Genomic DNA, 26,925 nt, shown 5'->3' with positions numbered 1-26,925 from the left:
GTCGGTGGTGGTGGGCCTGCCATGCGTGGTCTTGTCGGCGCGCCCCTGCCGGCGCCGCCGGCCTCACCGAAGGGGTGCGGGCCCGGCTCCCCGCCGGAAACCCCCTCGTGGCACTCCGTCGCCTGCCCGGCGTTCCCGTCGAGGTACGGAGGGAGGAGCGGGGCCGTCGGAGCCTCCCGGAACGGGGCAGCGCGACGCCGGGGCGGAGGAACGCGTGGTGACGGTGGTGCCGGGCACGGGCGAGCGGCGTGGGGGGCCGGTCGATTCAGTGACCGGTCCGATGAATCCGTTCGGATTTCCGCGTTGGATTTCCGGGCACGCGGCGACGAGGCTGGTACGCGCTTTCCACGACCGCCAGCACGACAGCCGGAAGGGGCTTCTCGCACATGCACACGCGTCGTATCGGTGAGGTCGAGGTCTCCGCGATCGGACTGGGCGGGATGCCCATGTCGATCGAGGGGCGACCCGACGAGTCCCGTTCCCTGGCCACCCTGCACGCCGCCCTGGACGCGGGCGTCACCCTGATCGACACCGCGGACGCCTACCACCGGGACGCCGGGGAGGTGGGGCACAACGAGAGCCTGATCGCCAAGGCGCTCGCCTCCCACGAGCGAGGCGGCGACGTCCTGGTCGCCACCAAGGGCGGACACCTGCGCCCCGGCGACGGCAGCTGGACCCTCGACGGCAGCCCGGAGCACCTCAAGCGGGCCTGCGAGGCGTCCCTGCGCCGGCTGGGCGTGGAGGCGATCGGCCTCTACCAGTTCCACCGGCCCGACCCCCGCGTCCCGTACGCCGAGTCCGTGGGCGCCCTCCGCGACCTGCTCGACGAGGGGAAGATCCGCATGGCCGGCATCTCCAACGCCGGCCCCGAGCAGATCCGGGAGGCCCAGGAGATCCTCGGCGGGCGTCTCGTCTCCGTGCAGAACCAGTTCTCGCCCGCCTTCCGCTCCAGCGAGCCGGAGCTGGAACTGTGCGACGCGCTCGGTGTCGCCTTCCTGCCCTGGAGCCCCTTCGGCGGCATCACCAAGGCCGGTGAACTCGGCTCCACCTACGAGCCGTTCGCGCGCGTCGCGCAGGCGCACGGGGTGAGCGCCCACCAGGTGTGCCTGGCCTGGATGCTCGCCAGGTCGCCGGTCGTCGTGCCGATCCCGGGCGCCAGCCGTCCGGAGTCGGTCCGGGACTCCGTGCGCGCCGCCGACCTCGTGCTGAGCGCTGAGGAGATCGCGCAGCTCGACGCGGCCTGAGCAGCCGTTCCCGCGCCCGGCGCCCCCGACGGGCGCGGGGCGCGGGCCGTCCCGGGGCGGCTTCGCGCCGGCCCGCCGGTTCCCAGGGGGAGGACCACCGCCCATGACATCGCCGCAGACGAGACCGCTCGACCACCGCTACCGGGGCGAGCATCCGGTGCGCACCCTCGGCTACCTGCTCCGCGCGGACCGCGGCCGGCTCGCCGCGGCCGTCGTCGTCTTCACCGTCAAGCACAGCCCCGTCTGGCTGCTGCCGCTGATCACCGCGTCCATCATCGACACCGTCGTCCAGCACCAGCCGGTCTCCCGGCTGTGGACCAGCACCGGCGTCATCATGGTCATCCTGCTGGTCAACTACCCGCTGCACGTGCTGTACGTCCGCCTGCTGTACGGCAGCGTCCGCCGCATGGGCACCGCCCTGCGCTCCGCGCTGTGCACCCGCATGCAGCAGCTCTCCCTCGGCTACCACTCCCGGGTCAGCGCGGGCGTGCTCCAGGCCAAGGTGGTCCGGGACGTGGAGACCGTCGAGCAGATGGTGCAGCAGACCGCGGAGACCGGGCTCGGCGCGCTCACCGTGCTGGCCGGCGGTCTGGTCATCATCGGCGTGCGCACCCCCGAGTTCCTGCCCGTCTTCCTCGTCGTCGTGCCCGCCGCGGCCCTGCTCGTCGCCCGGCTGAGGGCGCGGCTGCGCACCCACAACGAGCACTTCCGGCACGAGGTGGAGACCCTGTCCTCCCGCGTGACCGAGATGACCCGGCTCATCCCCGTCACCCGCGCCCACGGCCTGGAGGGCAAGGCACTGCGCCGCATGCACGGCACCCTCGACCGGCTGCTCACCTCCGGGATGCGCCTCGACCTGGTCAACGGGCGGTTCGGCTCGCTGGCGTGGGTGGTCCTCAACGTGGTCGGCGTGATGGTGCTGGCCGGCGCCGCCCTCGTGTCGTACCACGACGTCTGGGGCGTCACCGCCGGCGACGTCGTGATGCTCAGCGCCTTCCTGACCACGCTCACCAACTCCACCACCACGCTGGCGGGTCTGGCGCCGGTCGTCACCAAGGGGCTGGAGTCCGTGCGGTCGGTCGGCGAGGTGCTGCAGGCGCCGGAGCTGGAGGACAACGAGGGCAAGGCCGAACTCACCGCGCTGCGCGGCGCGGTCACCTTCGAGCACGTCGGGCACGCCTACGACGGCGACGGGCGTCCGGCCGTGCGGGACTTCACCCTCGACGTCGCCCCCGGCGAGACCATCGCCCTGGTCGGCGCGTCCGGCGCGGGCAAGTCCACGGTGCTCAACCTCGTCATCGGGTTCATCCGCCCCACCTCGGGCCGGCTGCTGGTCGACGGCGCCGACATGAACACCCTGGACCTGCGCACCTACCGGCGCTTCCTGTCCGTGGTGCCCCAGGAGTCGATCCTGTTCGACGGCACCGTGCGGGAGAACGTCGCGTACGGGATGGACGACGCGGACGAGGGGACGGTCCGGGCCGCGCTGCGCGACGCCAACGCGCTGGAGTTCGTCGACCGGCTGCCGCAGGGCCTGGACACCCTCGTCGGGGAGCGCGGGGCGCGGCTGTCCGGCGGGCAGCGCCAGCGCCTGGCCATCGCCCGCGCCCTGATACGGGACCCCAAGGTGCTGGTGCTGGACGAGGCGACCTCGGCGCTGGACACCCGCTCGGAGGCGCTGGTGCAGGAGGCGCTCGCCCGGCTGCTGCGCGGGCGGACCACGTTCGTGGTGGCGCACCGGCTGTCCACGGTGCGCGGCGCCGACCGGATCGTGGTGATGTCCGACGGGGCGATCCAGGAGGTCGGCACGCACGAGGAGCTGCTGCGGCGCGGCGGCGCGTACACGGCGCTGCACGGCGGTCAGGTGGCCTGAACCGCCGTCAGACGGCGCGAACGGTCACCCGTCCCCATGACCCGGTCGCAGAGCGAATGTTTTTGGTCAATTTCGATCAGCAGAGCGTAGGAAGTGCGTGCTTTCGTCGTCTTCGGGCATACGCAGCGAAAAACACGAGAGGGGCGCTACGTGCTCGTACCGGATCCGAAGGCCGTCAGACGGCTGCTGACGCGGTATGCGACGCTGCGGATCGCGCAGGCGGAACGGCAGAACCCGGCGGTGACCAGGGAGCTGGAGGACGTCACCCGCAGGCTCTGCGCGACGATGGGCACGGCCGGCGTCCACGACGCCATCGCGCGCGCCGACGACCTGCTCGCCCGGGCCCGGACCGACCTCTGCCGGTCACCCCGGGCGGACGGGGAGAGCGGTCTGCCGCTGGCCGTCTGAGCCCGGGGGACGGCCGTCCCCCGGGACGCCGGCGGCGCGCCCGCCCTCGAACGACCTGCGATAGGCGTACGGGGTCGTGCCCACCACCTTGCGGAACCGCTCGCGGAACGCGGTGGTGGACCCGAATCCCGCCTGCTGGGCGATCCGGTCGACCGTGTGGTCGCTGTTCTCCAGCAGGTACTGGGCGCGCCGCACCCGGGCCCGCAGCAGCCACTGCAGCGGAGTGGTGCCGGTCTGCTCGCGGAAGCGGCGGCTGAAGGTGCGCTCGCTCATCCCGGCCCGCGCCGCCATCGCCGCGAGCGTCACCTCGCGCGCGAGGTTGTCCTCGATCCAATCCAACAGCGGCTCCAGGTCCGAGCCGCGCGGCACGGGCGGGTGCTCGTGCACGATGAACTGGGCCTGCCCGCCCTCCCGTTCCAGCGGCATCACCGACATCCGCGCCGCGTTCGCCGCCACCGCGGAACCGAAGTCCCGGCGGATCATGTGCAGGCACATGTCCAGCGCGGCGGCGGCTCCGGCCGAGGTGAGGATCCGCCCGTTGTCCACGTAGAGCACGCCCGGCTCCACCTCCACCCTCGGATACGCCCGCGCGAACTCCTCGGCGGCCACCCAGTGCGTGGTGGCGCGCAGCCCGTTCAGCAGCCCTGCCTCCGCGAGCACGAAGGCGCCCACGCACACCGACGCGATCCTGGTGCCCGCCGCCGCCGTCTCCCGCAGCGCCGCGAGCACCCCGGGGGAGGGCGGCGGGGAGCCCGGGGCGCGCCCCGGGACGATCACCGTGTCGGCGTCGGCCAGCGCCTCGAGCCCGCGGTCGACGCGCAGCGCGAAGCCTCCGTCCGCGGCCACCTCCGGCCGCTCGGCGCACAGCCGGACGCGGTACGGATGCCGCCCGTCGGGCAGCCGTGTGAAGTCGAACACCTGCATGGGGGCCGCCATGTCGAACGGCACCACACCGTCCAGAACGAGGATCGCCACGGAGTGCATGAACGCCACCCTAGACAGGTTCCCGCCACGCGTCCGCGCCTGGGCCGACGCGATGCGCGCCTGGTCGGAGGCGTTGGCGGGAACCCGTGGGGAACTGTCGATCCAGCCGCTGTCCGGCCGCCGCGACGGCCCCTAGCGTGAGCCCGGCATCCCGCCGCCCACGTCGAGGAAGAGTCCCGGTGACCAAGCTGCTCCTGTCCCTCCATGTCCTGGCCGCCATCGTCGCCGTCGGTCCGGTGACCGTCGCCGCCAGCATGTTCCCGCCGGCCGTGCGCCGCGCCGCCCCGGCGGACGGGTCCGATCCCGGCGCGGGGACGGCCGGAGCCGTGCGGCTGCTCCACCGCATCTGCCGCGTCTACGCGGGCTTCGGCGTGCTCGTGCCGGTGCTGGGCCTCGCCACCGCCCTCGCGATGGGCGTCCTGGGCGACGCCTGGCTCGTCGCCTCGGTCCTCCTGACCGCGGTCGCCGCCGGTACGCTCATCGCCCTCGTGCTCCCCCGTCAGGAGGAACTCGTCGCGCAGGTGACCGAGCGCAGGCCCGTGGAACGGCGCAGCACCGCGCAACTCGCCATGTTCACCGGCGTGTTCAACCTGCTCTGGGCGACCGTCACCGTCCTGATGATCGTCCGGCCCGGTTCCACGACGGGCGCCTGACGCCCGGAACGCCCACTTCACCCCCGGTGGCCGCCTACACTCGGCAGTCGCGGTCCTGCACCGGGACCGCCGAGCAGAAAGGCACGTTGTCGGGTGTTCCGAGATTCCCCCATCTACGACCGACTCATCGCGGAGTGCGGCGACGTGCCCGCACAGGTCCGCCGCGAGGCAGAACGCGTGCACAGGGAACTGGAGTCGGTCATGCGGCCCCTGCAGTCGCCCGGCTACGGCTCCGGCCTCGACCGGCCGCCGGCCCAGGGCAACGGCTGGCACCGTGCCGCCCTGCTGCCCGGGCCCCGGCCGCACTGACCCGCGCCCGCTCCGCCCCCGCCCTGCGTGGTGGCGGGAAGCTCACCGCGCCGTGGTGATCGTCCCGTCCAGCTCCGCGGGCTCCTCGGGCACGGGACGGGACAGCCACTCCGCGATGGTCCGCGCGATCGGCTGTTCCGTCTCCACCTCGACGAACCCGAACTGCCCCGACTGGTTGCACTCGAGGAACCACCAGGTCCCGTCCGCGTCCTCGGCGAAGTCGAAGGCCCCGTACGCCAGGTGCGCCCGGCGCATGTAGTCGAGCACGGCGGCCGCGGTGCGCGGCGGGACCTCCGCGGGCTCCCACGGCGGCCCGGGCGCGGCGAAGCGCACGTCCACCACCTCCGGGTCGGCGTCCGGCGTCGTCGCCTTGCGCGCCGCCAGCAGCACGTCGCCCACCACGGTGAGCCGGATGTCGCCCCGCTTGGCGATCCGCCGCTGGAGCAGCGTCGGCCCGTAGGCCACCGCCGAGAAGTCCGCGTCCGGCGGCACCCTGCTGGTCGGCACGGCCCGCGGCGGGTCCTGCGGGTGCGCCCCCGACACCGGTTTGACCACCAGGTCCGGGAAGCGCTCCGCGAACTCCCGCGCCGCGCGCGGGAACGTCGTGATCACCGTCGCCGGCACGGGCAGCCCGCAGTGCTGGGCCAGGCGCAGCTGCCACGGCTTGTGGCGGGCCTGCCGCGCGGCGTCCGGGTGATTCATCCATCGCGCGTCGCAGCCGCGCAGCATGCCGTAGAGCGCCTGCGACGCCTCCTCGGTCAGCCACGCGGACGGCTGCGGCGCGCGCTCGGCCGGCGGGCCGGGCCGGCGCACCCACACCGACCGCAGCCCGCCGATGCTCACCAGCCGTCCGCCGGCGGACAGATGGCCGCGGAACCGGCCGTGGACGTACTCGCCGGACAGCGAGACGCCCCCGGTGAGATCGGCGGGGTCGAGACGGACCACCGGCACCCCTGCGCCGTTCAGATGGACCACCACCATGTCGGCGGTCACATCCTCCTCGCAGGTGAGGATCAGCACGGTCATGGTCTACGGTCCGCGTTCAGTCGTCGAAGTGGGTCTTGGAGCCCGCGGTGGACGTCGTCGTCCCCACCTCGCGCAACAGCGCGTGGTCGCAGGCCGCGATCCGCCCGTCACCGAGGACGTTCAACTGCAGTCCGGAGTCATACGCATACGGAGTGGCAACGGCCAACTCCACCGCCGGACGGGCGTAGTTGAGCGCGAACGGTTGCATCGTCTCTCCCTCGTCGGTGCTGCGCCGATCAGGCAACGGCCTTCTGTGCGCCGCCGCTTGGTCCGCCGACTAGCGTTGGCTTCCAGAGACTTATACGAATCGAACGGGTGGTTGGTTTCCTCACGGAGCGTAATCATCGGCGGGTTGCCGGCCCGGCCGCCTTCCGGGTGCTCCGGGCACCCCCGCGCCGAGGGAGCCACGCATGGTGCGCAGAGCGAGCAGAAGGACGCCGATGTCGTCCAGGTACACCGGATCGGGCAACAGATCGGCCGGCAGCACCAGATAGAGCACCGCGCCCCAGAACACCCAGCGGGGCCCGGTGGGCAGCCCCGCCCGCCGCAACTCCCGCCGCGTGCGGACCAGACGGACCAGCACGGCCACGGCGCCGGCCAGCATCACGGCCGCGAGGACCGCGACGCCCCACACCACGGTGGACGTGTCCAAGTTCACTGCCCTCCTCCCGGTGAGCCGCGTGCCGCGGCCTCGCGCCGCGACACAGTCCTCGAGGAAACGGATTCCCGCTCCGGGCCCCGGTAAGGCGGCGGGGACCGGCCATGCCGCGCACGCGACCGCTGCCCCGTGAACACCACCCGAAACACGGAATCGTCGCAGGTCATCCCTGCGGCTCAGTCAAGTGGCAGCACGCGGTGGGGGAGCCTAGTAATGGTCATCAGTCTTCACCCTGGAGTCGATCATGACCACTTTCTCGTCGTCCTCCTCCAACGGATCCGGCATACCCGTCGACCCGCCCGCGGTTCCGCCCGCCGGCACGACGGGCACCGCGACCGGCACGCACCGGACCGAGCCGGCCCGGGCACGCTCCCGGACGGCGGAGCACCCGGCTCCGGTCGACCGAACGGGGTACGCGGCGGACCCGACGGCGGACACCGCACGCCCGCGTGACCCGTCCGGGGCGGACCACCGGGCCCCTCGGGCCGACGCGCACCACTCCCGCGATCCCGTGCACGGCAACCACCCACGCGATCCGGTCGGAGGGCGCCGCGGACCCGCCGACGCGGAAAGGCCGGAGGACCCGGTGGCGACGGCCTATCCGGTGGACCCGGTGGACACCCGTGCCCCGAGGGAACCGGGAGAGCCGCGCGATCCCCGTGACGCACGCGACACGCATGACGCGCGCGGCCCCCGTGACGCGCGGACGCCCGCCGGCCCGCCGGGTGCGGCGGCGGGCGCGACCGGGCGGCCGTACGCCGATCCGGTCACCGACCTGGTGCACGCCGCCGTGTCCGACCGTCCCCTCGAGGAGGTCGTCGACCTCATCACCGCGCTCGAACGGTCGCCCGAGCACACCCGTGCCGTCGTCGACGCCCTGCGCGCCGCCGGCGTCGACCGGTCCGTGGAGGACGTCACCCGGCTGGTCGCCCTGCTGACCCGCCCTCCCCGCGACGCCGCCAGCGCGGACGAGACGATCCGCGCGGCCGCCGCCCACCGCCCGGTGGAGGACGTCACCCTCCTCGTCGCGCTCCTGCACAACGAGCCCCTCGCGCCGCACTGCCGCGAGGAGGCCCTGCGCGCCGCCGCCACCGGCCGTTCCGTCGACGAACTGGTCGAACTGATCGACCGTCTGGCCGCCCACCGGCCCCCCGAGCACCTCGTCCGGGCGGCCACGGCCGCGGCCGAGGCGCGGCCCGCGCAGGGGACGGAAGGTCCGGGAGAGGAACGGCAACAGGGCCTCCGCCCCGAGGCCGAGCGCGCCGCGGCCCCCCGCGGGGGCGTCCTGCGGGCCGGGCGTCCTCGCCCCGCCGCCCGCCGGACGCCGCGTGCGGCCCGCCGCCCCGGCAGCGCCGCCCGCGCGTCCCGGCCCGTCGCCCGGCCGGTGATCTGGACGAGCTGGCCGGCGGCCGTGGCCCTCGCCGTCTGCGCGGTGACCCACTTCCCGCTGCAACGTGACGGCGTGTCACTCGACGTGCACGTCCTGGCCGTCGGCCTGTCGGTGCTGTGCACGGTGCCGGCGCTGGTCCTCGTCGTGCGCCCCGCGGTGGCCGCGCTCGCCTCAGGGGTCGTGGCGGCATCCGTGCCCGCCGCCGCCCACGCCTACGGAGGCTCGTTCCCCGAGGCGGCCCTGCCGAGGGCGGTCGACCTCGCCCTCGCGCCGGCCTGGCTCGCCACGTCGGCCGCCGTCGCGGCGGCGCTGCTGACGTTGGTGGCCCTGGTGGTCCGCGTGGCCGCCGCGGCCCCGGGCACCCGCTGGTCCCCGTGGCCGCCTGCCGAACCCCACCACGCCACGGACTGACTCCCGGAGCCGTCCCGGGCGGTGGACGGGGCAGCGCCGGCCCGGCCCCCGTTCACGCCCGGCACCGCGGCCCGCAGCGGCGGCCGCCGCTTCGAGGCCTTCGCCGGCCCTCCCGGCGCACCGGCCGTCGTGGCCCGTCCGGCACGGCCCGGGGGTACGTCGACCCGGTACGGCACGCCTTCACGGCCGAGGCCGGCGCGCCCCCTGGCGAGGCGCACCGGTGCCCTCACCCGGCCGGGGCGTCACCGTGCCCGACGGACACCGCCCCGGGGCCGACGCGGGCGGGCATGTCCCGGGCGGTCCCCGTACGGTCGGTCACGACGACCGCGTACCGCGGCCCGCCGGCTCACCGGTCGTCCGAAGGCGTCGGCTCCGGCTCCGGTGCCGCGTCCGTGTCCTCCTGGGCCGAGCGGGCACGCCGGGACCCGCCCGCCTTCAGGCGCTCCAGCGTGCGGGTCAGGTGCTGGAACGGGGCAGGGGTCCGCGGCCCGGGCGGCTGGGCCGGGGGCGGGGCGGCGATGCCCGCCTCCCGGTACGCGGCCAGCGCCTCGTGGGCGCGTTCGGCGGCCTCGCGGTACAGGTCGCGGGACTTCGTCATGGCGTCCAGCGCCTCGGCGTACATCGCCACCAGCGCCCGCTCCCGCTCGAGCTCCTCGGCGAGGGTGAGCAGGTGCCAGTCCTCCCGCAGCGCGGTCAGCGCCTGAGCGGCCTGCTCCGGCAGCTCCCTCGGCAGCGCGTCGTAGCGGACCACCGCGTCGACCAGGTCCGCCGGTTCCGTGCCGTCGAGGAAGACCGCGCGCACGGCGAAGGCGTCCGGCTCGTACCCCTCGGGGGCGGGGCGGCCGGGCAGCACCGCCGCGCCGCCCCGGGGGACCTCCACGTCGAACTCCCGCAGCGCCCAGTTCGTCACCCGCGCCTGCTGCGGGGTGGCCCGGTGCTCGACGACCCGGTGCCGCAGCCCGGGCGGCAGCCAGTGCGCGAGCGGCACGTGGCCGCGCTCGTCCGGGGTCATCGCCTCGTGGACCACCACGTGGATGTACCAGGGGTCGCGTGCGCAGTCCCGCAGCCGGCGCCGTACGTCCTTGTCGTCCTCCGGGAGCGGGTTGATCTCCCCGGGCCGCAGTCCGGACGCGGGGTCGTGGTTCCAGGCGGCGTCCGGTCCGGAGGGCCAGAACAGGGTGACCGGGGACGGCCAGGAGCGGTCCCAGGGCTGCTCCGCCTCCGCGACCAGGAGCCAGTCCCGCTCGCGCCCCTTCCCCTTGGCGGGGGCGAGGGTGAGCCGGGCGCGGACCGTGACCCCGTCACCGACCCGCGTCCGGGACTCGAACACCAGGTCGGGCTTGGTGTCGTCCGCCGGGAGTTCCAGGAAGTCGTCGATGCGCCCGGCGTCCTTCAGGGCGAAGAGGCCGCGCCGGAGCGTCTCCTCGGCCCGCTCTCCGACGTGGCGGCCGCGGGTGGCCCAGACGGTGGGAGGGACGGTGGGGCGGGCTGTGGCAGAGATCGGCATGGGTCCAGTCGTCAGCGGGGGCACGTGCTGCCCTCAGTATCGTCGCCCGCGCCGGACGACGGGACGCCGGGTTGCGCCGTACGGCTGTCCGGCCCGGGGGCGGCCCGCCCGGACGGCCGGCGTCCCGGCCGTGTTCGGCGTGACGCGTGCGGGGTGCGCGCGGCGCGCACCCGGTGACGCCCCTTCACCCGTGGTCCCACCTGGTCCCCGGTCCTCACCACGGCCGCGCGGGCGGGGCCGGCCCGCCGTCCGCGTCGGGGCCGGCTCCGCCCGCACACGCGCGGGCGCCTGCTCGGGAAACGCCCGCGTGGGCCGCCCGTACCGCCCCCGGCCGGAGGCGGGAAGCGCGGACCCTACCAGCGCCCGGATGTCCGTGTCGCATATTCCCCGGGAAATCGCCAAAGCCCTCACCACGACCGAGCACGCACCGTAACGTCGACATCACGTTCGCGGTACGGCCGTGCGAGGAGGGGGATCCGGCGTGCCCGGAATCGACGAGAGTCTGGTGGAAGCCATGCGACTGCCCGGGGCCCGTGGCGCCCTGGTGGTCGACTGGATCAGCGGGCTCGCCCTGGGCGCGGTGGGGGAGGCGCCGGGCGGCGACGTCGAGGCGACCGCCGCCGAGACCGCCGAACTGGCCCGCCTGGCGATGGAGAGCGGCGCCCTCGCCCCCGCGCACGCCGGCCGGGGCAAGGAACCGCCCGTGGAGGACCTGATCCTCACCACCGCGGACGCCTTCCACCTGCTGCGGTTCGTCGTCACGGCCTTCGACAGCACGGTCTTCCTGTTCCTGTGGCTGGACCGCGCCGACGGCAACCTCGCCCTGGCCCGTATCCGGCTGGCCGAGATGGCGGACCGGATGGTGCTCGGATGACCGCTGCCGCCGCCCGCGCGGACGGGTCCGCCCCCGAAGTGCTGGACACGCTCGCCGCCGACCGGGCCACCGGAGCGCTCACCACACGCTCCGGGATCTTCTACCTCGCCGCCGGACACGTGGTCCACGCCGAGTCCGCCCACAGCCCCGACCTCGGCGACCTGCTCACCCGCAGCGGCGCCCTGGCCCCGGCCGGCTGGTGGGAGGCGGTCGAGCGGGCCGGGGCCCGGCAGCGGGTCGGCCGCCAGCTCGTGGACAGCGGGCGCCTCACCGCCGGCGCGCTCGAACTGGCCCACCTGGGCGCGCTGTTCGACGCGGCGTACTTCGCGCTCGCCCACGACGGCACCGCCCTGCGCTTCCGCCCCGGGGTCGCGCACTGGCTCGGCGCGGTCCGCCCCGTCCCGGTCGCGACGGTGCTGCGCGAGTCGTACCGCCGCCGCGCCCTGCTGGACCGCATATGGCCCGACCCGGCCGTCGACACCGCGCCGCTGACCCGGACGCCCGACGCCGACCCGGGGGCGCTGCCGCCCCGCAGGGGCCGCGCCCTCGCCCTGGTCGACGGCGGACGCACCGCCGCGCAGATCGCGTCCGCCCTCGCCCACCGCACCTTCCACACCCTCGTCGAACTGCGCCGGCTGGCCGCCGACGGTCTGGTCGCCCCCGCGCCCGCCCCGCCCGTCCACCCCGTCCCCGGCGCGGGCCGCGCCGACTGGGACGAGCCCGACACAGCGCTGCTGAGACGGCTCCTGGACGCCTTGGAGGCACTGTGATCCGCACGCGCCGGCAGCGTGCCGAAAGGAGACTGCTCATGGCCGTCGAGACCGACGTGCTGGACGAACTGCGTCGGCTCCGCACCCGCGTCCCGCGACTGGCGGGCTCCCTCGCGGCCACCGTCGACGGACTCGTCCTCGCCCACGACGTGCCCGGCACCGAACCCGAGGGGCTCGCCGCGCTCACGGCCGCCGCGCTCGGCGTCGCCCACCGGATGACGGACGCGGCCGGCCGCGGGGACTTCCGCGAACTCCTGGTCCGCGGCGGCCTCGGCTGCATCGCCACCTACGCGGCCGGCACCACCGCCGTGCTCACCCTCCTCGCCGACGACCGGGTCAACGTCGGCCGGCTCCACCTGGAGGGCCGCCGCAGCGGCGCCCGGATCGCGGAACTGGTGGACGCCCGCATCGGCCCCGGCGGCGGACGCCACGCCGACCGGCCCGCCGCCCACGAGGGCGCCGGCGCCCCGGACCCCGCCGACCGGTCCCGGCCCATCGGCGCCCTCCCCGTACGGACCCCGCAGCGCCCCGCCCACCGGCCCCGGCCCCAGACCGGCGGCTGACCGACACCTCACCCCCCGGCCGGACGCCCGGACACCGACGGCGCCGGCCCGCACCACCCTTCACGATCCGGAAAGGACACCACTCATGGCCAACACCGAGACGTCGCTCAAGGAATGCCTCAGCTCCATCGACGGCGCGACGGCCGCCGCGCTCGTCGACTACACCAGCGGCATGGCCCTCGGCACCCTGGGCGGCGGCAAGGAACTCAACCTGGAGGTCGCCGCGGCCGGCAACACCGACGTGGTGCGGTCCAAGCTGCGCACCATGGAGCTGCTGGGCCTGAAGGAGGAGATCGAGGACATCCTGATCACCCTCAACAGCCAGTACCACCTGATCCGCCTGCTCAAGGGGCGCGGCGGCAACGGCCTCTTCCTCTACCTGGTGCTGGACTCCAACCGGGCCAACCTGGCCATGGCGCGGCACCAGCTGCGCCGCATCGAGAACGAACTGGAGGTCTGACACCCCCCGCCGGGCCGCGGCCGCGGCCCCGCCCACCGCCTTCCGGCGCGGGGCCGCGGACGCCGCGGACGGGCACGGGACGGTTCCCGCTCGTGGTCCCCGCCGGATGCGCGTCCCGTCCGATGCCGTACCGTCACGGTCACTGGACCGTGACCGAGGCCCGCCCCGGGAGACGCCGGGCGGGCGGTGCCGGAGCGTGGGGACAGGAGGCACACGGGTGACAGACGCCGGGCGGGACACGCCCCCGGAACGGGCTGAGGACGCGCGCGTACGGCTGCCGCAGCTCAGGCTCGACGAACTCCTGGAGGAGCTGCAGGCGCGCATCGACGCGGCCCGCGGCACCCGCGACCGGGTGCACAGCCTTCTCGAGGCGGTCCTCTCCGTCGGCCGGGAACTGGAACTGGAGCAGGCGCTGCACTCCATCGTGGAGGCCGCCGCCGCACTGGTGGACGCCCAGTACGCCGCCCTCGGCGTGATCGGCCCGGACGGCAAGCGGCTGTCCGCCTTCCACACCGTCGGCGTCAGCGACGAGGAGATCGCCCGCATCGGGCACTTCCCGGAGGGCCACGGCATCCTCGGCGAGCTGATCCGCCGCCCGGAACCGCTGCGGGCGGCCAAGCTGTCCGAGCACCCCGCCTCCTACGGCTTCCCGCCGCACCACCCGCCGATGAACACCTTCCTCGGCGTCCCGATCCGCGTCCGCGACCAGGTCTTCGGCAACCTGTACCTGACCGAGAAGCGCGGCGGGCTGCAGTTCGACGAGGAGGACGAGTCGGTCCTGTCGACCCTCGCGGTCGCCGCGGGCGTCGCCATCGACAACGCCCGCCTCTACGAGGACTCCCGGCTGCGGGAGCGCTGGCTCCAGGCCAACGCCGAGATCACCCACGGGCTGATGTCCGGCAGCGAGCGCGGCGAGGCCCTGCTGCTGGTCGCCGAGCGCGCCCGCGAGATCACCGGGGCCGCCCTCGCCGTCGTCGCGGTGCCCATGCCCGGCACCGACTCGCTGACCGTGGAACTCGCCCTCGGGCAGGACGCCGAGCCCCACCGCGGCCTCGTCGTACCGGCCGAGGGCAGCCTGCTCGGGCGGGCGTTCGCCGCCGCCGCCCCCGTCACCTCCGCCGACATCGCCCACGACGAACGCGTCCTCCGGGGCCCGCAGACCTTCACCGGGCTGGGCCCGGCCGTGGCGGTGCCGATCGGCGGCGAGCACGGTGTGCGCGGCATCCTCCTGCTGGTCCGCGCGGTCGGTCGCCCCGTCTTCACCGACAAGGAGATCGAACCGCTGCGGGGCTTCGCCGCCCAGGCCGCCGTGGCGATGGAGCTGGCCGAGCGACGCCAGGACGCCGAACAGATCGCCGTGCTCGAGGAACGCGACCGCATCGCCCGCGACCTGCACGACCTGGCCATCCAGCGGCTGTTCGCCACCGGCATGACGCTGCAGAGCGCCGGCCGGTTCATCGAGCACGAGGGGGCCTCGGAGCGGGTGCTGCGGGCCGTCGACGACCTCGACGAGACCATCAAGATCATCCGGTCGACCATCTTCGGGCTGCGCTCGCGCGAGCCCGCGGGCGGTGCCGGGGCCGGCCTGCGCGCCCGCGTCGTACGGCTGGTCGGGGAGGCCGCCCCGCTGCTGGGCTTCGCGCCCAGCGTGCGGATGGAGGGCCTGATCGACACCCACGTCTCCAAGGAGGCCGCCGACCATCTGGTGGCCGTGCTCTCCGAGGCGCTCACCAACGTCGCCCGGCACGCCCGCGCCGGCCACGTCCAGGTGGCCCTGGAGACCGACGGGCGCGAGGTGCGGCTGACGGTCGCCGACGACGGCGTGGGCCTGCCCCCCGGCGGCCGGCGCAGCGGGCTGCGCAACATGGCCGAGCGCGCCGAGCAGCTCGGCGGCTCCTTCGACGTCTCGGACACCCCCGGCGGCGGCACCACCCTGGTGTGGCGGGTGCCGGTGGGCGAGCAGTAGCCCTCCCCCCGGCGGTGTGTGGTGCGCTCCGGCCGGGGGTACTCGGTGCGCCGTTCCGGTCGCGGCGGGACCGCCCGGCCCCCGGCAGGGAGGACTCGCCGCCGGTGACGGCGCCGGGCCGCCGCGGCACCCCGGCGCCCTCGTACGGGACCGTACGACCGTGTGCGCGGCGGTCGTCGGCGGGAGGAGCGGCGAAGTGACGGGCTGGACCTGGCAGTACGAAGGCTACGACCCCGCCGACGAGCGTCTGCGCGAATCACTGTGCACCCTCGGCAACGGCTACTTCGCCACCCGTGGCGCGCTGGCGGAGTGCACCGCCGACGGGGTGCACTACCCGGGCACCTACGCGGCCGGCGTCTACAACCGGCTCGTCTCCGCGGTCGGCGGCCGGCAGGTGGAGAACGAGGACGTCGTCAACCTGCCCGACTGGCTGCCGCTGCGGTTCCGGCTGCCCGGCGACGACTGGCTGACCCCCGACACCGGGACCGTCCTGGAGCACGCCGTCACGCTGCACCTGTCCTCCGGGCTGATGGAGCGCCGGACCCGGTACGGGCTCGGATCCGGGGGCGCGCTCCTGGTGCGGCAACTGCGGTTCGTCCACATGGCCGACCCGCACCTCGCGGGCCTGCGCACCGAGTTCACCGCCGAGGGGTTCTCCGGGCCGCTGGAGGTCGAGGCGGCACTCGACGGGGGCGTCACCAACGCCGGGGTGGCACGCTACGCCGACCTGGACGGCCGCCACCTCACCCATGTGCTCACCGGCAGCTCGCGCGGCGACACCGTCTGGCTGCGCTGCCGCACCCGGACCTCCGACATCCGCGTCGCCCTCGCCTCCCGGCTGACCTCGCCCGCGTCCGTCATCGTCCGGCACGACCGGCCGCGCGCGGTGCAGGCGACCCGGCTGGAGCTGGCGGCGGGCCGGACCCTCACCGTCGACAAGGTCGTCGCCCTGCACACCTCCCGCGACCCCGCCATCAGCGACCCGCTGCACGCCGCCGTCGACCGGGTGCACCGGGCCGCCGGTTTCGACGAGCTGCTGGCGCCCCATCTGACGGCCTGGCAGCAGCTCTGGCGCCGGGCGGAACCGGACGTGCCCGACGAGGCGGGGCGCATCCTGCGGCTGCACCTCTTCCACGTCCTGCAGACCCTCTCCCCGCACACCGCCGACCTGGACGTGGGGGTCCCGGCCCGGGGCCTGCACGGAGAGGCGTACCGGGGGCACATCTTCTGGGACGAGCTGTTCGTCCTGCCGTACCTGAACCTGCACTTCCCGGAGGTCTCCCGGGCGCTGCTGCACTACCGCCACCGGCGCCTCGAGCGCGCCCGCACGGCCGCCCACGACGCCGGGCTGCGGGGCGCGATGTACCCGTGGCAGAGCGGCAGCGACGGCCGTGAGGAGACCCAGCAGCTGCACCTCAACCCGCGCTCGGGCCGCTGGCTGCCCGACCACTCGCACCTGCAGCACCACGTCGGCTCGGCGATCGCGTACAACGTGTGGCAGTACTGCGAGGCCGCGGGCGACGAGGAGTTCCTGCACACCAAGGGCGCGGAGATGCTGCTGCAGATCTCCCGCTTCTGGGCCGGCTCCGCCGCCTTCGACGACCGGCTGGGCCGGTTCCGCATCAAGGGCGTGGTGGGGCCCGACGAGTACCACGAAGGCTACCCGGACGCCCCCGAGCCCGGACTCGACGACAACGCGTACACCAACGTCACGGCCGCCTGGGTGCTCGCCCGCACCGTGGAGGTGCTGCGCCACCTGCCCGACCCGCGCCGCCGCGAGCTGGCCGAGCGCACCGGCCTCGACGAGGCCGAACTCGACCACTGGGACCATGTCTCGCGCACCCTGCACGTCCCCTTCCACGACGGCGTCATCAGCCAGTTCGAGGGGTACGGCGAACTCGCCGAGCTGGACTGGCGGGGCTACCGGCGCCGGTACGGCGACATCCGGCGGCTGGACCGGATCCTGGAGGCCGAGGGCGACACCGTCAACCGCTACCAGGCGTCCAAGCAGGCGGACGTCCTCATGCTCGGCTACCTGTTCTCGCCCGCCGAACTGCAGGGCGTCTTCCGGCGGCTGGGACTGAGCCTGGACGAGCGGACCTGGCGGCGCACGGTGGATCACTACCTGCACCGCACCAGCCACGGCTCCACCCTCAGCGGCCTGGTGCACGGCTGGATCCTGGCCCGGGCGCGCCGCGCGGACGCCTGGAAGTTCTGCCAGGAGGCCCTTCAGTCCGACATCGCCGACATCCAGGGCGGCACCACGGGCGAGGGCATCCACCTCGGCGCCATGGCCGGCACCCTCGACCTGGTGCAACGCGGCCTGACCGGCCTGGAGACGCGCGGCGGAGCCCTGTGGCTCGACCCCGTGCCCCTGCCGGAGCTGTCCTCCTACGGCTTCACCGTCCGCTACCACGGACACTGGGGCGTGCGGCTGCGGCTGGAGAGCAGGCTGCTGGAGATCACCGTGCCCGCCGCCGGCCACTCCCCGATCGAGGTGCACCTGCCCGGACACCGCGCGGTCCGCGTGGACCCGGGCGAGACGGCCCGGCTGGCCCTGCCGGAATGACGACGCCGGACGCCCGGCCGGCGCGGAACCGGCCGGGCGCCCGGCGGACGGGCCCCGGCCCGGGGCCCGGGGGTGTCAGGCGCCGCTCTCGCGGAGCATGTCCTCACGCTCGACGATCTTCACGCGCTCACGGCCCTGCGGCTCGCCCAGCGCCTTCTCCGCCGCGTCCAGGCGGTACCAGCCGTCCCAGGTGGTGTAACGGACGCCGCGCTCGGCGAGGAACGCGTCCACCGCCTCGGGGTCCGGGGAGCCGGGCGTGCCGAGCCGCCCGTGGGCGTAGTCGTCCAGCAGGTTGGCCACGGTCTCGTTGGCGTCGCCCTTGGTGTGCCCGATCAGGCCCACCGGACCGCGCCGGATCCAGCCGGTGACGTACGTCGACGCCAGGTGCTCGCCGGTCTCCTGGATGACCCGGCCGCCCTCGTCGGGCACGGTGCCGGACTCGATGTCCCAGGGCAGCTTGGGCAGCTTGTCGGACAGGTAGCCGACCGCGCGGTACACCGCGGTGACGTCCCAGTCCTTGAACTCGCCGGTGCCCTTGACGTTGCCGGTGCCGTCGAGGGCGGTGCGCTCGGTGCGCAGGCCCACGACCTTGCCGTCCTCGCCGAGGATCTCGGTGGGCGACTCGAAGAAGTGCAGGTACAGCTTGTGCGGACGGTCGCCGACGTCGCGGATCGCCCAGTTCTCCAGGGTCTTGGCGACCATGTCGGCCTGCTTGTTGCCGCGCCGGGTGGCGATCGAGCCGTCGTCGTAGTCGATGTCCTCGGGGTCGACGATCACCTCGATGCTGGGGGAGTGGTCCAGCTCCCGCAGCTCCATCGGGCTGAATTTCGCCTGCGCCGGGCCGCGGCGGCCGAAGACGTGGATCTCCATCGCCCTGTTGGCCTTCAGGCCCTCGTAGACGTTCGGCGGGATCTCGGTGGGCAGCAGCTCGTCGGCCGTCTTGGCGAGGATGCGCGCCACGTCCAGGGCGACGTTGCCGACGCCGAGCACCGCGACCTTCTCCGCCTCCAGCGGCCAGGTGCGGGGCACGTCCGGGTGGCCGTCGTACCAGGACACGAAGTCCGCGGCGCCGTAGGACCCGTCCAGGTCGATGCCCGGGATCGGCAGCGCGCGGTCGGCCATGGCGCCGGTGGCGAAGATCACACCGTCGTAGAAGGCGCGGAGGTCGTCGAGGTGGACGTCGGTGCCGTAGTCCACGTTGCCGAACAGGCGGATCTGCGGCTTGTCGAGCACCTGGTGCAGGGCGGTGATGATGCCCTTGATCCGCGGGTGGTCGGGGGCGACGCCGTAACGGATCAGTCCGAACGGCGCCGGCATCCGCTCGAAGATGTCGATGGACACACCGGGATCGGCGGCCACGTCGGACTTGAGCAGGGCGTCGGCGGCGTAGATCCCGGCGGGGCCGGATCCGACGATGGCTACCCGCAGGGGGCGGGGCATGGTCAGGTTCCCTTCGAGCGATGACAAGCGTCTCGTGGGAAAGCCTAAACTGAGGCTTGCCTTACCTGGTACGCGGGTCCGGTCTATGGGCTCATAAGCCGGTCTTATGCCTTGTCCCCAGGTGATCTTATGGGGCCGACGCCAGGGTCCTCACGGAGCCCTCAGGGCAGGTTCTGCTCCGCCCAGATCACCTTCCCGGCGGGCAGATAGCGCGTGCCCCAGCGCTCGGCGAGCTGCGCGACCAGGAACAGTCCGCGCCCGCCCTCGTCCGTCATGGTCGCGTACCGCAGGTGCGGGGCGGTGCTGCTGCTGTCGTAGACCTCGCAGATCAGGTGACGCTCGTACAGCATCCGTACCTGGATGGGCGCGGCGCCGTGCCGCATCGCGTTGGTGACCAGCTCGCTGAGGATCAGCTCCGTGCCGAACGTCAGCTCCTCCAGCCCCCACTCGGCCAGCTTCCGGGTCACCGCCGCCCGCACCTCGCCCACGGCCGCCGGATCCGACGGCACCGGCCACTGAGCGATCCGCCCGGCGGGCAGCGCCCGGGTCCGCGCCACGATCAGCGCGATGTCGTCGGCCGCCTTCGCGGGACGCCGGGCCTCCACCACCGCCCGGCACGTCTCCTCCGGGGAGTCCCCGGCGCCCGCCAGCGCCTCCCGCAGCCGCTCCAGACCGACGTCGATGTCGTGCTCGCGGTCCTCGACCAGTCCGTCGGTGTACAGCACCAGCCTGCTGCCCTCCGGCAGGTCCAGCTCGGCCGACTCGAACGGCAGGCCGCCCAGGCCCAGCGGGGGACCGGCGGGCACGTCCGGGAACTCCACGTGCCCGTCCGGCCGGACCAGCGCCGGCGGCGGATGGCCCGCGCGTGCCACGGTGCAGCGCCGCGCCACCGGGTCGTACACGGCGTACAGGCAGGTCGCGCCGATGACCGGGGCGACGTGCTCGTCCTGCGCCTCGTCCTGGTCGATCCGGCCGACCAGTTCGTCCAGCAGCGCGAGCAGCTCGCCGGGCGGCAGGTCGAGCGCGGAGAAGTTGTGCACCGCCGTGCGCAGCCGGCCCATGGTGGCCGCCGCGTGCAGCCCGTGCCCGACGACGTCGCCGACCACCAGCGCCACCCGGGCGCCGGACAGCGGCAGCACGTCGAACCAGTCGCCGCCCACCCCGGCCTGCGCGGGCAGATAGCGGTAGGCGATCTCGAGCGCGTTCTGCTCGGGCAGCGTGCGCGGCAGCAGACTGCGCTGCAGCGTCACCGCCATGCTGTGCTCGCGGGTGTAGCGGCGGGCGTTGTCGATGGACACCGCGGCCCGCGCGACCAGCTCCTCCGCCAGCGCCAGCTCGTCGTCGTCGAACGGCTCCGGCTTGCGCGAACGCCAGAAGCTGACCACGCCCAGGACCAGCGAGCCGGCCCGCAGCGGCACCGTGATCAGCGAGTGGATGCCGTACCCCACCACCTGCGCGGAGCGCTCCTCGTCCTGGGCATGCCAGCCCGGCGCCTCGTCGAGCCGCGGCTCCAGCACCGCCCGGCCGGTCGTCAGGCTGCGGCCCTGCGGGGACGACTCGACGAAGCGGATCTGCTGTTCCCTCGGGTACAGCGGGGCGTCGTCGGCGACACCGGTCCGGGCGGTGCGGCGCAGCGCGGCGGCCGCGTCGGGGTGGCCGCCCCCCAGCACCGACTCGAACAGGTCCACGGTGACGAAGTCGGCGAACCGGGGCACGGCCAGGTCCGACAGCTCCTGTGCGGTCCGCGCCACGTCCAGGCTCGTGCCGATGCCCACGCCCGCGTCGTAGAGCATGTTCAGCCGCTCGCGGGACTCCTCCGCCCGGCCGGACAGCGCCCGCAGCTCGGTGGAGTCGCGGACGGTGGTGACGCTGCCGCGGTGGCGGCCCGCCGGGTCGGTGGGACGCTGGTTGACCGCGAGCAGCCGGTCACCCACCGGAAGCACCTCGTCCGTGGCGACCCGGCCCGAGGACAGCAGCTCCGTCGTGGCCGGATCCAGTCCCAGGTCCCGGACGTGCCGGCCCTCGGCGTCCTCGGGGAGGCTGAACAGACGGCGTGCCTCGTCGTTGGCGAGCAGCAGCGTGCCGTCGTCGTCGAGGATCATCACACCCTCGCGCACCGCGTGCAGCACGGCGTCGTGGTGTTCGTACATCCGGGTCATCTCGTGCGGGCCCAGGCCGTGGGTCTGGCGCAGCAGACGTCTGCTGATCAGGGCCGCGCCGCCGGTCGCCAGGGCCAGCGCGGCGAGCGCCGCGCCCAGTACCAGCGGAAGCTGCGCCTCCGTCACCCCGCCGACGTTCTCCGTGGTGATGCCGGCCGACACCAGGCCGACCACCTCGCCGTCCGGGTCCTCCACCGGCACCACGGCCTGCACGAGGTGTCCGATGGTGCCCTCGATCTCCTCCACGACCGGCTCGCCGGCCAGCGCGGGCTCGATCGTGCCGACGAACTGCTTCCCGATGCGGTCCGGTCGGGGGTGCGTGTAGCGGATGCCGTCGGTGTTCATGACGACGACGAAGTCGACGTGCGACCGCTCGCGGGCGGCCTCGGCGCGCGGCTGGAGCACGGCCGTGGGGTCGGGGGACTTCAGCGCCTCGACCGTGCCGGGGGCGTTGGCGAAGGTCTCGGCGACGGCGAGGGAGCGGCCGCGGGCCTCCTGCGTGCTGTCCCGCTGCACCTGGAGCACCAGGGCCACCACGGCGGCGACGACCAGAAGCAGCACCATCACCAGGTGCAGTACGAACACCTGTCCGGCGACGCTGCGCCCGCTCACCACCGACCGCAGCCCCGCCACCGGATGCCACCCCGAGCGGCCGCTCTCCTGCCGCCGGCGCCGCACCGAAGCCGCCGCACCGGACCGCTGGGGCGACCGGGTCCGGGATCGACCCATGAGTCGGACCATGTGCCATGTCTACACTGCCACGCGAATCGAGGCGAGGGTAGGCCGCTGCCGCGGGGCTCGGAGGGGCGCCGCTCCCCGCCTGCGGGGCTGGCCGACGCGTCCCGGGACGCCCGCCCGGCCTCTCCCGCCGGGGGCGCGCGCCTCGGGCGGCCGAGGACGGCGCGTGCATCGACGGGTGCAGGGGCCGGTATGTCTGTCGGACGACGTGAACGCGCTGTTCGCTCCAGTACGCCCCGGCGCTCCCGCGCGCGCCGGGGCGCGCACGGAGGCGCGGGGCGCGCGGGATGTGGGGTCCATGGGCGCGTTCCGGCAGCCACGGGAGCCGCCCCGGTACGCCGGGGAGCACCACGAGGTGTGCATCGGCGTGGGAGCGCGCAGGGCGTGCAGCCGCACCGCGGAGTGTGCGGGGCGCGCAGTGCGTCATGACGTGCACGGGTGCTCCGCGGAAGGACGCGGGTCGCGCGCGGTCTTCCCCCTCGGCCGCGCGCGACCCTCCCCCCGACGCGCGACCCGTCCCCCGAACAGTCGCGCGTCTTCTCGGCCGGGCCCGCCCCGTGCGGGGGCGTCCCGGAGTGTGCGGGCCCGTAGGACGGGCTCATGGCGCCGGGCTCGGAGCCCGCGCCGACACGCCCTGTCGGCGCGGGGACGGTACGGGAACGGCCGGATCCGGTGGTTCAGTCGGCCAGCGCCCGTGCCAGTTCCGTGCTGGCGCGCGCGATCTCCGTGTCCGGCTCGGCCAGCAGCCGGTTCAGCTCACCGCGCCGGGCGCGCACCGCCTGGCGCGCGGCCCGCTCCCACACCACCGGGTTCTCACGGCGGTTCAGCAGCTTGGGGTACGCGGCGGCCGTGCTCTCCCACTGCCGGGCGTCGGCGATGGCCCTCAGCAGCTGGATGATGCCCGCCCGGACGGTGACGTGCGGCAACTGCGCCAGCTCCCAGAGGAACGGGACCGTCGCGGCGGTCGCCTGCTCCGTGACGAAGCCGTACTGGCAGATCCGTTTCCGCAGATCCTCGAGGGCGGCCCGGGCCGTGTCGGCGTCGCCCCAGGCGATGCCGTTGAGCAGCAGGGGAATGGCGGCCGCCGATCCGGTGGAGTCCTGCATGTCGGCCCACGGCACCTGGGACAGGGCCATGAGGGGCGTGGACCGTGCCACTTTGGTGGGGGACGTGTGGCGCACTGGGCGCTCGCTGCTCGGCTGTTCCGTAGAAGCGCTGCGCATGGCGTGGGTGCCTTTCCGCGGCAGTCGTGTCAGGTGGACGGACGGGTGGACAACCGGGCCCACACCGTCTTGCCCGCCGGGACGGCGGGGAACCAGCCCCACGCCTCGGACAGGGCGTCGACGATGCGGAGCCCCCGGCCGTGCTCCTCCAGAACGGCGTCGCCGCCGGGGGAGTGCCGCACGGGCGGGTGGTCGTCGGGGTCGGAGACGGTGAGCAGCAGGTGCGCGGGCTCCAGACGGAACCCCAGCCGGACGGCCGACTCACCCGGGCAGCGCGACGCCGCGTGGGTGACGGCGTTGGCGGCCAGCTCGGTCATCACCAGGGTGGCGTCGTCGCTGCACTGCCGCAGCGACCAGTCCCCGAGGGTGTCGCGGATGAAGGACCGCGCTCGCGCGAGGCCCTCCCCGCTGCAGGCGATGCTCACCGCCGCGTGGGGGGCGGCGGCGGGCACCGTCGACAGCGGGGGCCCGTCCTCGTGCGGCACCGCCGGCAGCGGGCCGAACGGCCCGGCACCGGCGCCGCCGGCCGGTAAGACGGCCGAGGCCGCCGACCGGAACGTCAAATACGCAGGTGATGACACGGCATCTCCTCGATGCGACGCCAGGACGGGGCGCTCCCACAGGGGTTGACGCCGCGGCTATTATCCACGCTGTCAGCGCTCCCGTGCAATTGCACGGGAAATTGCGCGAGGTTTTTCGCCAAGCGTGGTGACGGCCGTGCGCGGCGGGACGAGATCAGCAGCAAGGAGACAGCGGTGCCTGGAGTGCGGAACGGAGTGCGGGCCAGTCAGTTGGACGCCCGCTGGATAAAGAGCCGGCACAGCAACGCGGAAGGCAACTGCGTCGAGGTCGCGCCGCTGTCCGGCGGCGACGTCGCGATGCGCAACTCCCGCGACCCCGACGGCCCGGCCCTCGTGTACACCGCCGCCGAGCTGGCCGCCTTCCTGGCGGGGGCGAAGGACGGTGAGTTCGACCACCTCGTCCGATGACGGGCCCCCGCGCCCGATGACCGCCGTGCGGCCGGCGTGGGCCCTTGGGGGCGGCGCCGGTGAGGCGGAATGCAACTGCCTGATTCTGATCGGCATGTCGCATTCTGTTTCCGTGAGCCGGCATCAGATGCGATAGTGTGAATCGCCCTTGTGCCGGTCTGCTGGGAGTCAGGATGTCCGCCGCGTCGCATCGCATCTCCCGTCTGGAACCCTACCTGGACAGACCCGAGCCCGCGCCGACCTTGCTCAAGATGCTGGTGGGCGTGCAGCTGGCCGGTTTCCGTGAGGACGCCGGACTGTCCCAGGACCAGGCGGCCCGTTCCGTCGGCTTCAGCGGTGCCAAGCTGTCCCGCATCGAGTCCGGCAAGGGCCGCCGCCCGCCGACCGAGGCCGACGTACGGAAGCTGCTCGACCTCTACGGCACCGACGCCTACGCGGCCTCCGTCCTCCTCAAGCTGCTCCGGCGGGCCGGCGAACCGGGCTGGTGGCAGCGGTACGACAAGCGGCTGATGCCCGAGTGGTTCGACCGGCTGGTCGGACTCCAGGAGGCCGCCGCCACCATCCGTACGTTCGAGATCCAGTACGTCCCGGGACTGCTGCAGACCGCCGACTACACCCGCGCGGTCGTCGAGCGCGGACTGCCCAACGCCCCGGCGAGCGAGGTGCAGCGGCGGATCGAGCTGCGCATGCACCGGGCCCGGCTGCTGCTCCGCGAGGACGCCCCGCAGCTGTGGGCCGTCATCGACGAGTCGGTCCTGCTGCGTGTCCTCGGCGACCGCGCCGTGATGCGCGAGCAGCTCGGCCACCTCGCCACGATGGCCGAGCGGCCGAACGTCACCCTGCAGATCGTCCCGCTGGACGTCACCAACGCCTCGGCGCCCGCCATCCCGGTGACCTACCTGCGCTTCGGCGGCCTCGACCTGCCCGACGTGGTCTACCTGGAGCAGATCGGAAGCGCCAACTTCCTCGAGGACCGCGACGAGACCGAGGAGTACCGGATCGTGCTCGACCGTCTCGCCGACGAGGCGCTCACGCCCCGCGCGTCCGTCGAGATGCTGCGCCGCACGATCGAGGAGCGCTACGCCCTCTCCTGACGAGCGTCGTGCCCGAGGCGTCCGCGCCCGGACGCACCGACGCCCCTTCCGGTCCCACGAGATCCGGTGGAGGGCGGCGCGGGACCGGGAGGGCTACTCGGGTATCCGGCCCACGCCGCCGAACTCGATCCACTCCCGCGTGAGCTGAACGGGCGCCACCTCCGTGTCCGGACGCCAGGTGGACACCTCCACCAGGCCCGGGTCGAGGACCTCCAGCCCCTCGAAGAGCGCCTCGACGTCCTTCTCCTGGCGGACCCGGCCCCAGCGTCCCTGGGTCGCCTGGTCCATGAAGCCGGTGACGAAGTCGCGGACCTTCTCGTCCTCGCTGACCAGCTGGCACATCACCATGAAGCTGCCCGGCGCGAGCCGCTCCCGCACCCGGTCGGCGACGGCCCGCGGACCGTCGGTGTCACTGTCCGGAATGCAGTGGAAGACCGAGTTGAACAGCACGCAGACCGGCTCGTCGAAGTCGATCAGCCGCTGGGTCTCGGCATGGCCGAAGATCCTGTCGGTGTCGCGCATGTCCGCCTGTATGACCACCGTGCGCTCGTCCTGCTCCAGCAGGGCCCGGCCGTGCACCAGCACCATCGGGTCGTTGTCGACGTACACGACGTGGGTGGTGGGGTCGACGCGCTGCGCCACCTGGTGGACGTTGTCCTGCGTGGGCAGGCCGGAGCCGTGGTCCAGGTACTGCCGTATTCCGTACTCCTGGGTGAGCGTGCGGACCACGCGCTGCAGGAAACGCCGGTTGTTCAGGGCCAGCCGGCGGGTGCTCGGCACCACCTTGTCGAGTTCCTCGACCGCGGCCCGGTCCGCGGCGTAGTTGTCCCTGCCGCCCAGGTAGTAGTCGTACATACGCGCGGCCGTCGGCACGGTTGCGTCGATCTCGGTGGACAACTGCTTACCGGCGTGCATCGTTCCCCCTGTGGAGTGCCGCGCCAACTGGACTGGCTGGACAGGAAATACATCCTAGGGAGGACCGAACGGCCCTTGCCAGCCCGTCGGTGAACATAACCCCGAAGGAATGGTGAAGGTGTGTCAGTCCGTCACTCCGGGTCGCGTGATGAGTGTGAGGAGTGAGGGCCGGGCCGGTGAGGGGGAGGCGGGCGTCCGCCCCGTGACATCCCCGCGCCGTGAAGACCGGACCACCGTGGACGGCCCGCCGGACCGGCTCACCGACCCCTGGGCGTGCGCACGCTTCACGCGCCCGGACCGAACGCCGCCGCGCCGGACGTCCGGACGGAGATCCCCCGGTGGAGGCCGCCGTGCCGGACCGGCCGACGGTGGCCTGGTCCAGGTCACCGCCCCGCGCGGGGCGCTCCGGGCCCGGCTGCGGACCGTGGCGGTCCGTGACGGCGTGGTGCCCGTGCCGTTCCCCTACGGCTGCCGGGACACCCCCGGGGGCCACCGGCCGCCCGACGGCCGCCCCGGACGCGCCGCCGACGGGACCACGGCGTCGGGCTGTCCGGCCCCCGCGGCCACACCGCGCCCGGCGCGCTCGCCGCCCTCCGTGAGAAGGCCGCCCAGGCCCCGGACGGCGCCCGGAGACCGGGCTGCTCCTCCCGGAGGACCTGTGCGCCCCGCACCTGGCCGCCGTCCGCGGCTCCCTCCACCGGG

At 74.2% G+C, this 26,925-nt stretch carries 25 protein-coding genes; 15 read left to right on the top strand and 10 right to left on the bottom strand.

Annotated features, from left to right (window positions below):
• Positions 1 to 386 precede the first annotated feature (386 nt).
• From C1708_RS02355 to C1708_RS02345, 3 genes are all read left to right on the top strand, one after another.
• Positions 387 to 1,244, top strand: coding sequence for an aldo/keto reductase (locus tag C1708_RS02355; RefSeq protein WP_106411055.1), 858 nt, complete (start codon positions 387 to 389; stop codon positions 1,242 to 1,244).
• Between the two features lie 103 nt (positions 1,245 to 1,347).
• On the top strand, positions 1,348 to 3,117 hold the full coding sequence (locus tag C1708_RS02350) for an ABC transporter ATP-binding protein (protein WP_106411054.1): 1,770 nt from the start codon (positions 1,348 to 1,350) through the stop codon (positions 3,115 to 3,117).
• Positions 3,118 to 3,267: 150 nt separating this feature from the next.
• Positions 3,268 to 3,525, top strand: coding sequence for a DUF5133 domain-containing protein (locus C1708_RS02345; protein WP_106411053.1), 258 nt, complete (start codon positions 3,268 to 3,270; stop codon positions 3,523 to 3,525).
• Here C1708_RS02345 and C1708_RS02340 read toward each other — a convergent pair.
• On the bottom strand, positions 3,481 to 4,509 hold the full coding sequence (locus tag C1708_RS02340) for a GlxA family transcriptional regulator (RefSeq protein ID WP_106416113.1): 1,029 nt from the start codon (positions 4,507 to 4,509) through the stop codon (positions 3,481 to 3,483). The two genes, C1708_RS02345 and C1708_RS02340, sit on opposite strands and share 45 nt — an antisense overlap.
• On the opposite strand from C1708_RS02340, the gene C1708_RS33935 reads away from it, so the two are divergent.
• From C1708_RS33935 to C1708_RS02330, 3 genes are all read left to right on the top strand, one after another.
• A complete protein-coding gene (locus C1708_RS33935) occupies positions 4,508 to 4,645 on the top strand; it encodes a hypothetical protein (protein WP_157951226.1) in 138 nt (45 codons plus the stop codon). The two genes, C1708_RS02340 and C1708_RS33935, sit on opposite strands and share 2 nt — an antisense overlap.
• Before the next feature lie 43 nt (positions 4,646 to 4,688).
• Positions 4,689 to 5,162, top strand: coding sequence for a hypothetical protein (locus C1708_RS02335; protein ID WP_106411052.1), 474 nt, complete (start codon positions 4,689 to 4,691; stop codon positions 5,160 to 5,162).
• Between the two features lie 93 nt (positions 5,163 to 5,255).
• Complete coding sequence (locus C1708_RS02330) at positions 5,256 to 5,471, top strand: hypothetical protein (protein WP_106411051.1); 216 nt, start codon at positions 5,256 to 5,258, stop codon at positions 5,469 to 5,471.
• Positions 5,472 to 5,513: 42 nt separating this feature from the next.
• Here C1708_RS02330 and tgmB read toward each other — a convergent pair whose 3' ends face one another.
• The 3 genes from tgmB to C1708_RS02315 form a co-directional block, all read right to left on the bottom strand.
• Positions 5,514 to 6,497, bottom strand: coding sequence for an ATP-grasp ribosomal peptide maturase (tgmB, locus tag C1708_RS02325; RefSeq protein ID WP_106411050.1), 984 nt, complete (start codon positions 6,495 to 6,497; stop codon positions 5,514 to 5,516).
• Between the two features lie 16 nt (positions 6,498 to 6,513).
• Positions 6,514 to 6,705 carry a putative ATP-grasp-modified RiPP gene (gene tgmA, locus C1708_RS02320; RefSeq protein WP_004935783.1) on the bottom strand — a complete coding sequence of 64 codons (192 nt, stop codon included), beginning with the start codon at positions 6,703 to 6,705 and terminating at the stop codon, positions 6,514 to 6,516.
• A 120-nt stretch (positions 6,706 to 6,825) separates the two neighbouring features.
• Positions 6,826 to 7,149, bottom strand: coding sequence for a YkvA family protein (locus tag C1708_RS02315; protein WP_106416112.1), 324 nt, complete (start codon positions 7,147 to 7,149; stop codon positions 6,826 to 6,828).
• Between the two features lie 250 nt (positions 7,150 to 7,399).
• Here C1708_RS02315 and C1708_RS02310 point away from each other — a divergent pair, with 250 nt between their 5' ends.
• Positions 7,400 to 8,956, top strand: a complete 1,557-nt coding sequence (locus tag C1708_RS02310) for a hypothetical protein (RefSeq protein ID WP_106411049.1) — start codon at positions 7,400 to 7,402, stop codon at positions 8,954 to 8,956.
• A 346-nt stretch (positions 8,957 to 9,302) separates the two neighbouring features.
• On the opposite strand, the gene C1708_RS02305 is transcribed toward C1708_RS02310, so the two are convergent.
• Positions 9,303 to 10,463, bottom strand: a complete 1,161-nt coding sequence (locus C1708_RS02305; RefSeq protein ID WP_106411048.1) for a hypothetical protein — start codon at positions 10,461 to 10,463, stop codon at positions 9,303 to 9,305.
• A gap of 481 nt (positions 10,464 to 10,944) precedes the next feature.
• Between C1708_RS02305 and C1708_RS02300 the strand changes: the two genes are divergently transcribed.
• The 6 genes from C1708_RS02300 to C1708_RS02275 all read left to right on the top strand — a co-directional run bounded on the left by C1708_RS02300 (position 10,945) and on the right by C1708_RS02275 (position 17,665).
• Positions 10,945 to 11,337: a hypothetical protein gene (locus tag C1708_RS02300; RefSeq protein ID WP_106411047.1), complete on the top strand. Its 393-nt coding sequence runs from the start codon at positions 10,945 to 10,947 to the stop codon at positions 11,335 to 11,337.
• Positions 11,334 to 12,107: a hypothetical protein gene (locus C1708_RS02295; RefSeq protein WP_106411046.1), complete on the top strand. Its 774-nt coding sequence runs from the start codon at positions 11,334 to 11,336 to the stop codon at positions 12,105 to 12,107. Before C1708_RS02300 ends, C1708_RS02295 begins: the two co-directional genes overlap by 4 nt.
• A 38-nt stretch (positions 12,108 to 12,145) precedes the next feature.
• Entirely contained in the window at positions 12,146 to 12,670 is a 525-nt protein-coding gene (locus C1708_RS02290) for a roadblock/LC7 domain-containing protein (protein WP_106411045.1), read from the top strand.
• An 85-nt stretch (positions 12,671 to 12,755) separates the two neighbouring features.
• Positions 12,756 to 13,130 carry a roadblock/LC7 domain-containing protein gene (locus C1708_RS02285; protein ID WP_106411044.1) on the top strand — a complete coding sequence of 125 codons (375 nt, stop codon included), beginning with the start codon at positions 12,756 to 12,758 and terminating at the stop codon, positions 13,128 to 13,130.
• A 217-nt stretch (positions 13,131 to 13,347) separates the two neighbouring features.
• Entirely contained in the window at positions 13,348 to 15,096 is a 1,749-nt protein-coding gene (locus C1708_RS02280) for a sensor histidine kinase (protein WP_106411043.1), read from the top strand.
• Between the two features lie 196 nt (positions 15,097 to 15,292).
• Positions 15,293 to 17,665 carry a glycoside hydrolase family 65 protein gene (locus C1708_RS02275; RefSeq protein WP_106411042.1) on the top strand — a complete coding sequence of 791 codons (2,373 nt, stop codon included), beginning with the start codon at positions 15,293 to 15,295 and terminating at the stop codon, positions 17,663 to 17,665.
• Positions 17,666 to 17,740: 75 nt separating this feature from the next.
• Here the strand turns inward: C1708_RS02275 and C1708_RS02270 are convergent, their stop codons facing one another.
• The 4 genes from C1708_RS02270 to C1708_RS02255 all read right to left on the bottom strand — a co-directional run bounded on the left by C1708_RS02270 (position 17,741) and on the right by C1708_RS02255 (position 23,806).
• Positions 17,741 to 19,105: an FAD-dependent oxidoreductase gene (locus C1708_RS02270; RefSeq protein WP_106411041.1), complete on the bottom strand. Its 1,365-nt coding sequence runs from the start codon at positions 19,103 to 19,105 to the stop codon at positions 17,741 to 17,743.
• A 161-nt stretch (positions 19,106 to 19,266) separates the two neighbouring features.
• Positions 19,267 to 21,993, bottom strand: coding sequence for a SpoIIE family protein phosphatase (locus C1708_RS02265; RefSeq protein ID WP_106411040.1), 2,727 nt, complete (start codon positions 21,991 to 21,993; stop codon positions 19,267 to 19,269).
• Positions 21,994 to 22,679: 686 nt separating this feature from the next.
• A complete protein-coding gene (locus C1708_RS02260; protein WP_106411039.1) occupies positions 22,680 to 23,225 on the bottom strand; it encodes a hypothetical protein in 546 nt (181 codons plus the stop codon).
• 29 nt (positions 23,226 to 23,254) lie between these two features.
• Positions 23,255 to 23,806, bottom strand: coding sequence for an ATP-binding protein (locus tag C1708_RS02255; protein ID WP_241911137.1), 552 nt, complete (start codon positions 23,804 to 23,806; stop codon positions 23,255 to 23,257).
• Between the two features lie 174 nt (positions 23,807 to 23,980).
• Between C1708_RS02255 and C1708_RS02250 the strand changes: the two genes are divergently transcribed.
• Positions 23,981 to 24,214, top strand: coding sequence for a DUF397 domain-containing protein (locus tag C1708_RS02250; RefSeq protein ID WP_006133007.1), 234 nt, complete (start codon positions 23,981 to 23,983; stop codon positions 24,212 to 24,214).
• A gap of 173 nt (positions 24,215 to 24,387) precedes the next feature.
• Positions 24,388 to 25,308: a helix-turn-helix domain-containing protein gene (locus C1708_RS02245; RefSeq protein WP_106411037.1), complete on the top strand. Its 921-nt coding sequence runs from the start codon at positions 24,388 to 24,390 to the stop codon at positions 25,306 to 25,308.
• 93 nt (positions 25,309 to 25,401) lie between these two features.
• On the opposite strand, the gene C1708_RS02240 is transcribed toward C1708_RS02245, so the two are convergent.
• Positions 25,402 to 26,223 carry an SAM-dependent methyltransferase gene (locus C1708_RS02240; protein WP_106411036.1) on the bottom strand — a complete coding sequence of 274 codons (822 nt, stop codon included), beginning with the start codon at positions 26,221 to 26,223 and terminating at the stop codon, positions 25,402 to 25,404.
• Positions 26,224 to 26,925: the final 702 nt, after the last annotated feature.

This window comes from Streptomyces sp. DH-12 (genome assembly GCF_002899455.1).
In the GTDB taxonomy this organism is placed as follows: Bacteria; Actinomycetota; Actinomycetes; order Streptomycetales; family Streptomycetaceae; genus Streptomyces.
Note: the sequence above shows the minus strand (reverse complement) of the source record. Positions and strands in the feature narration are given on the sequence as shown.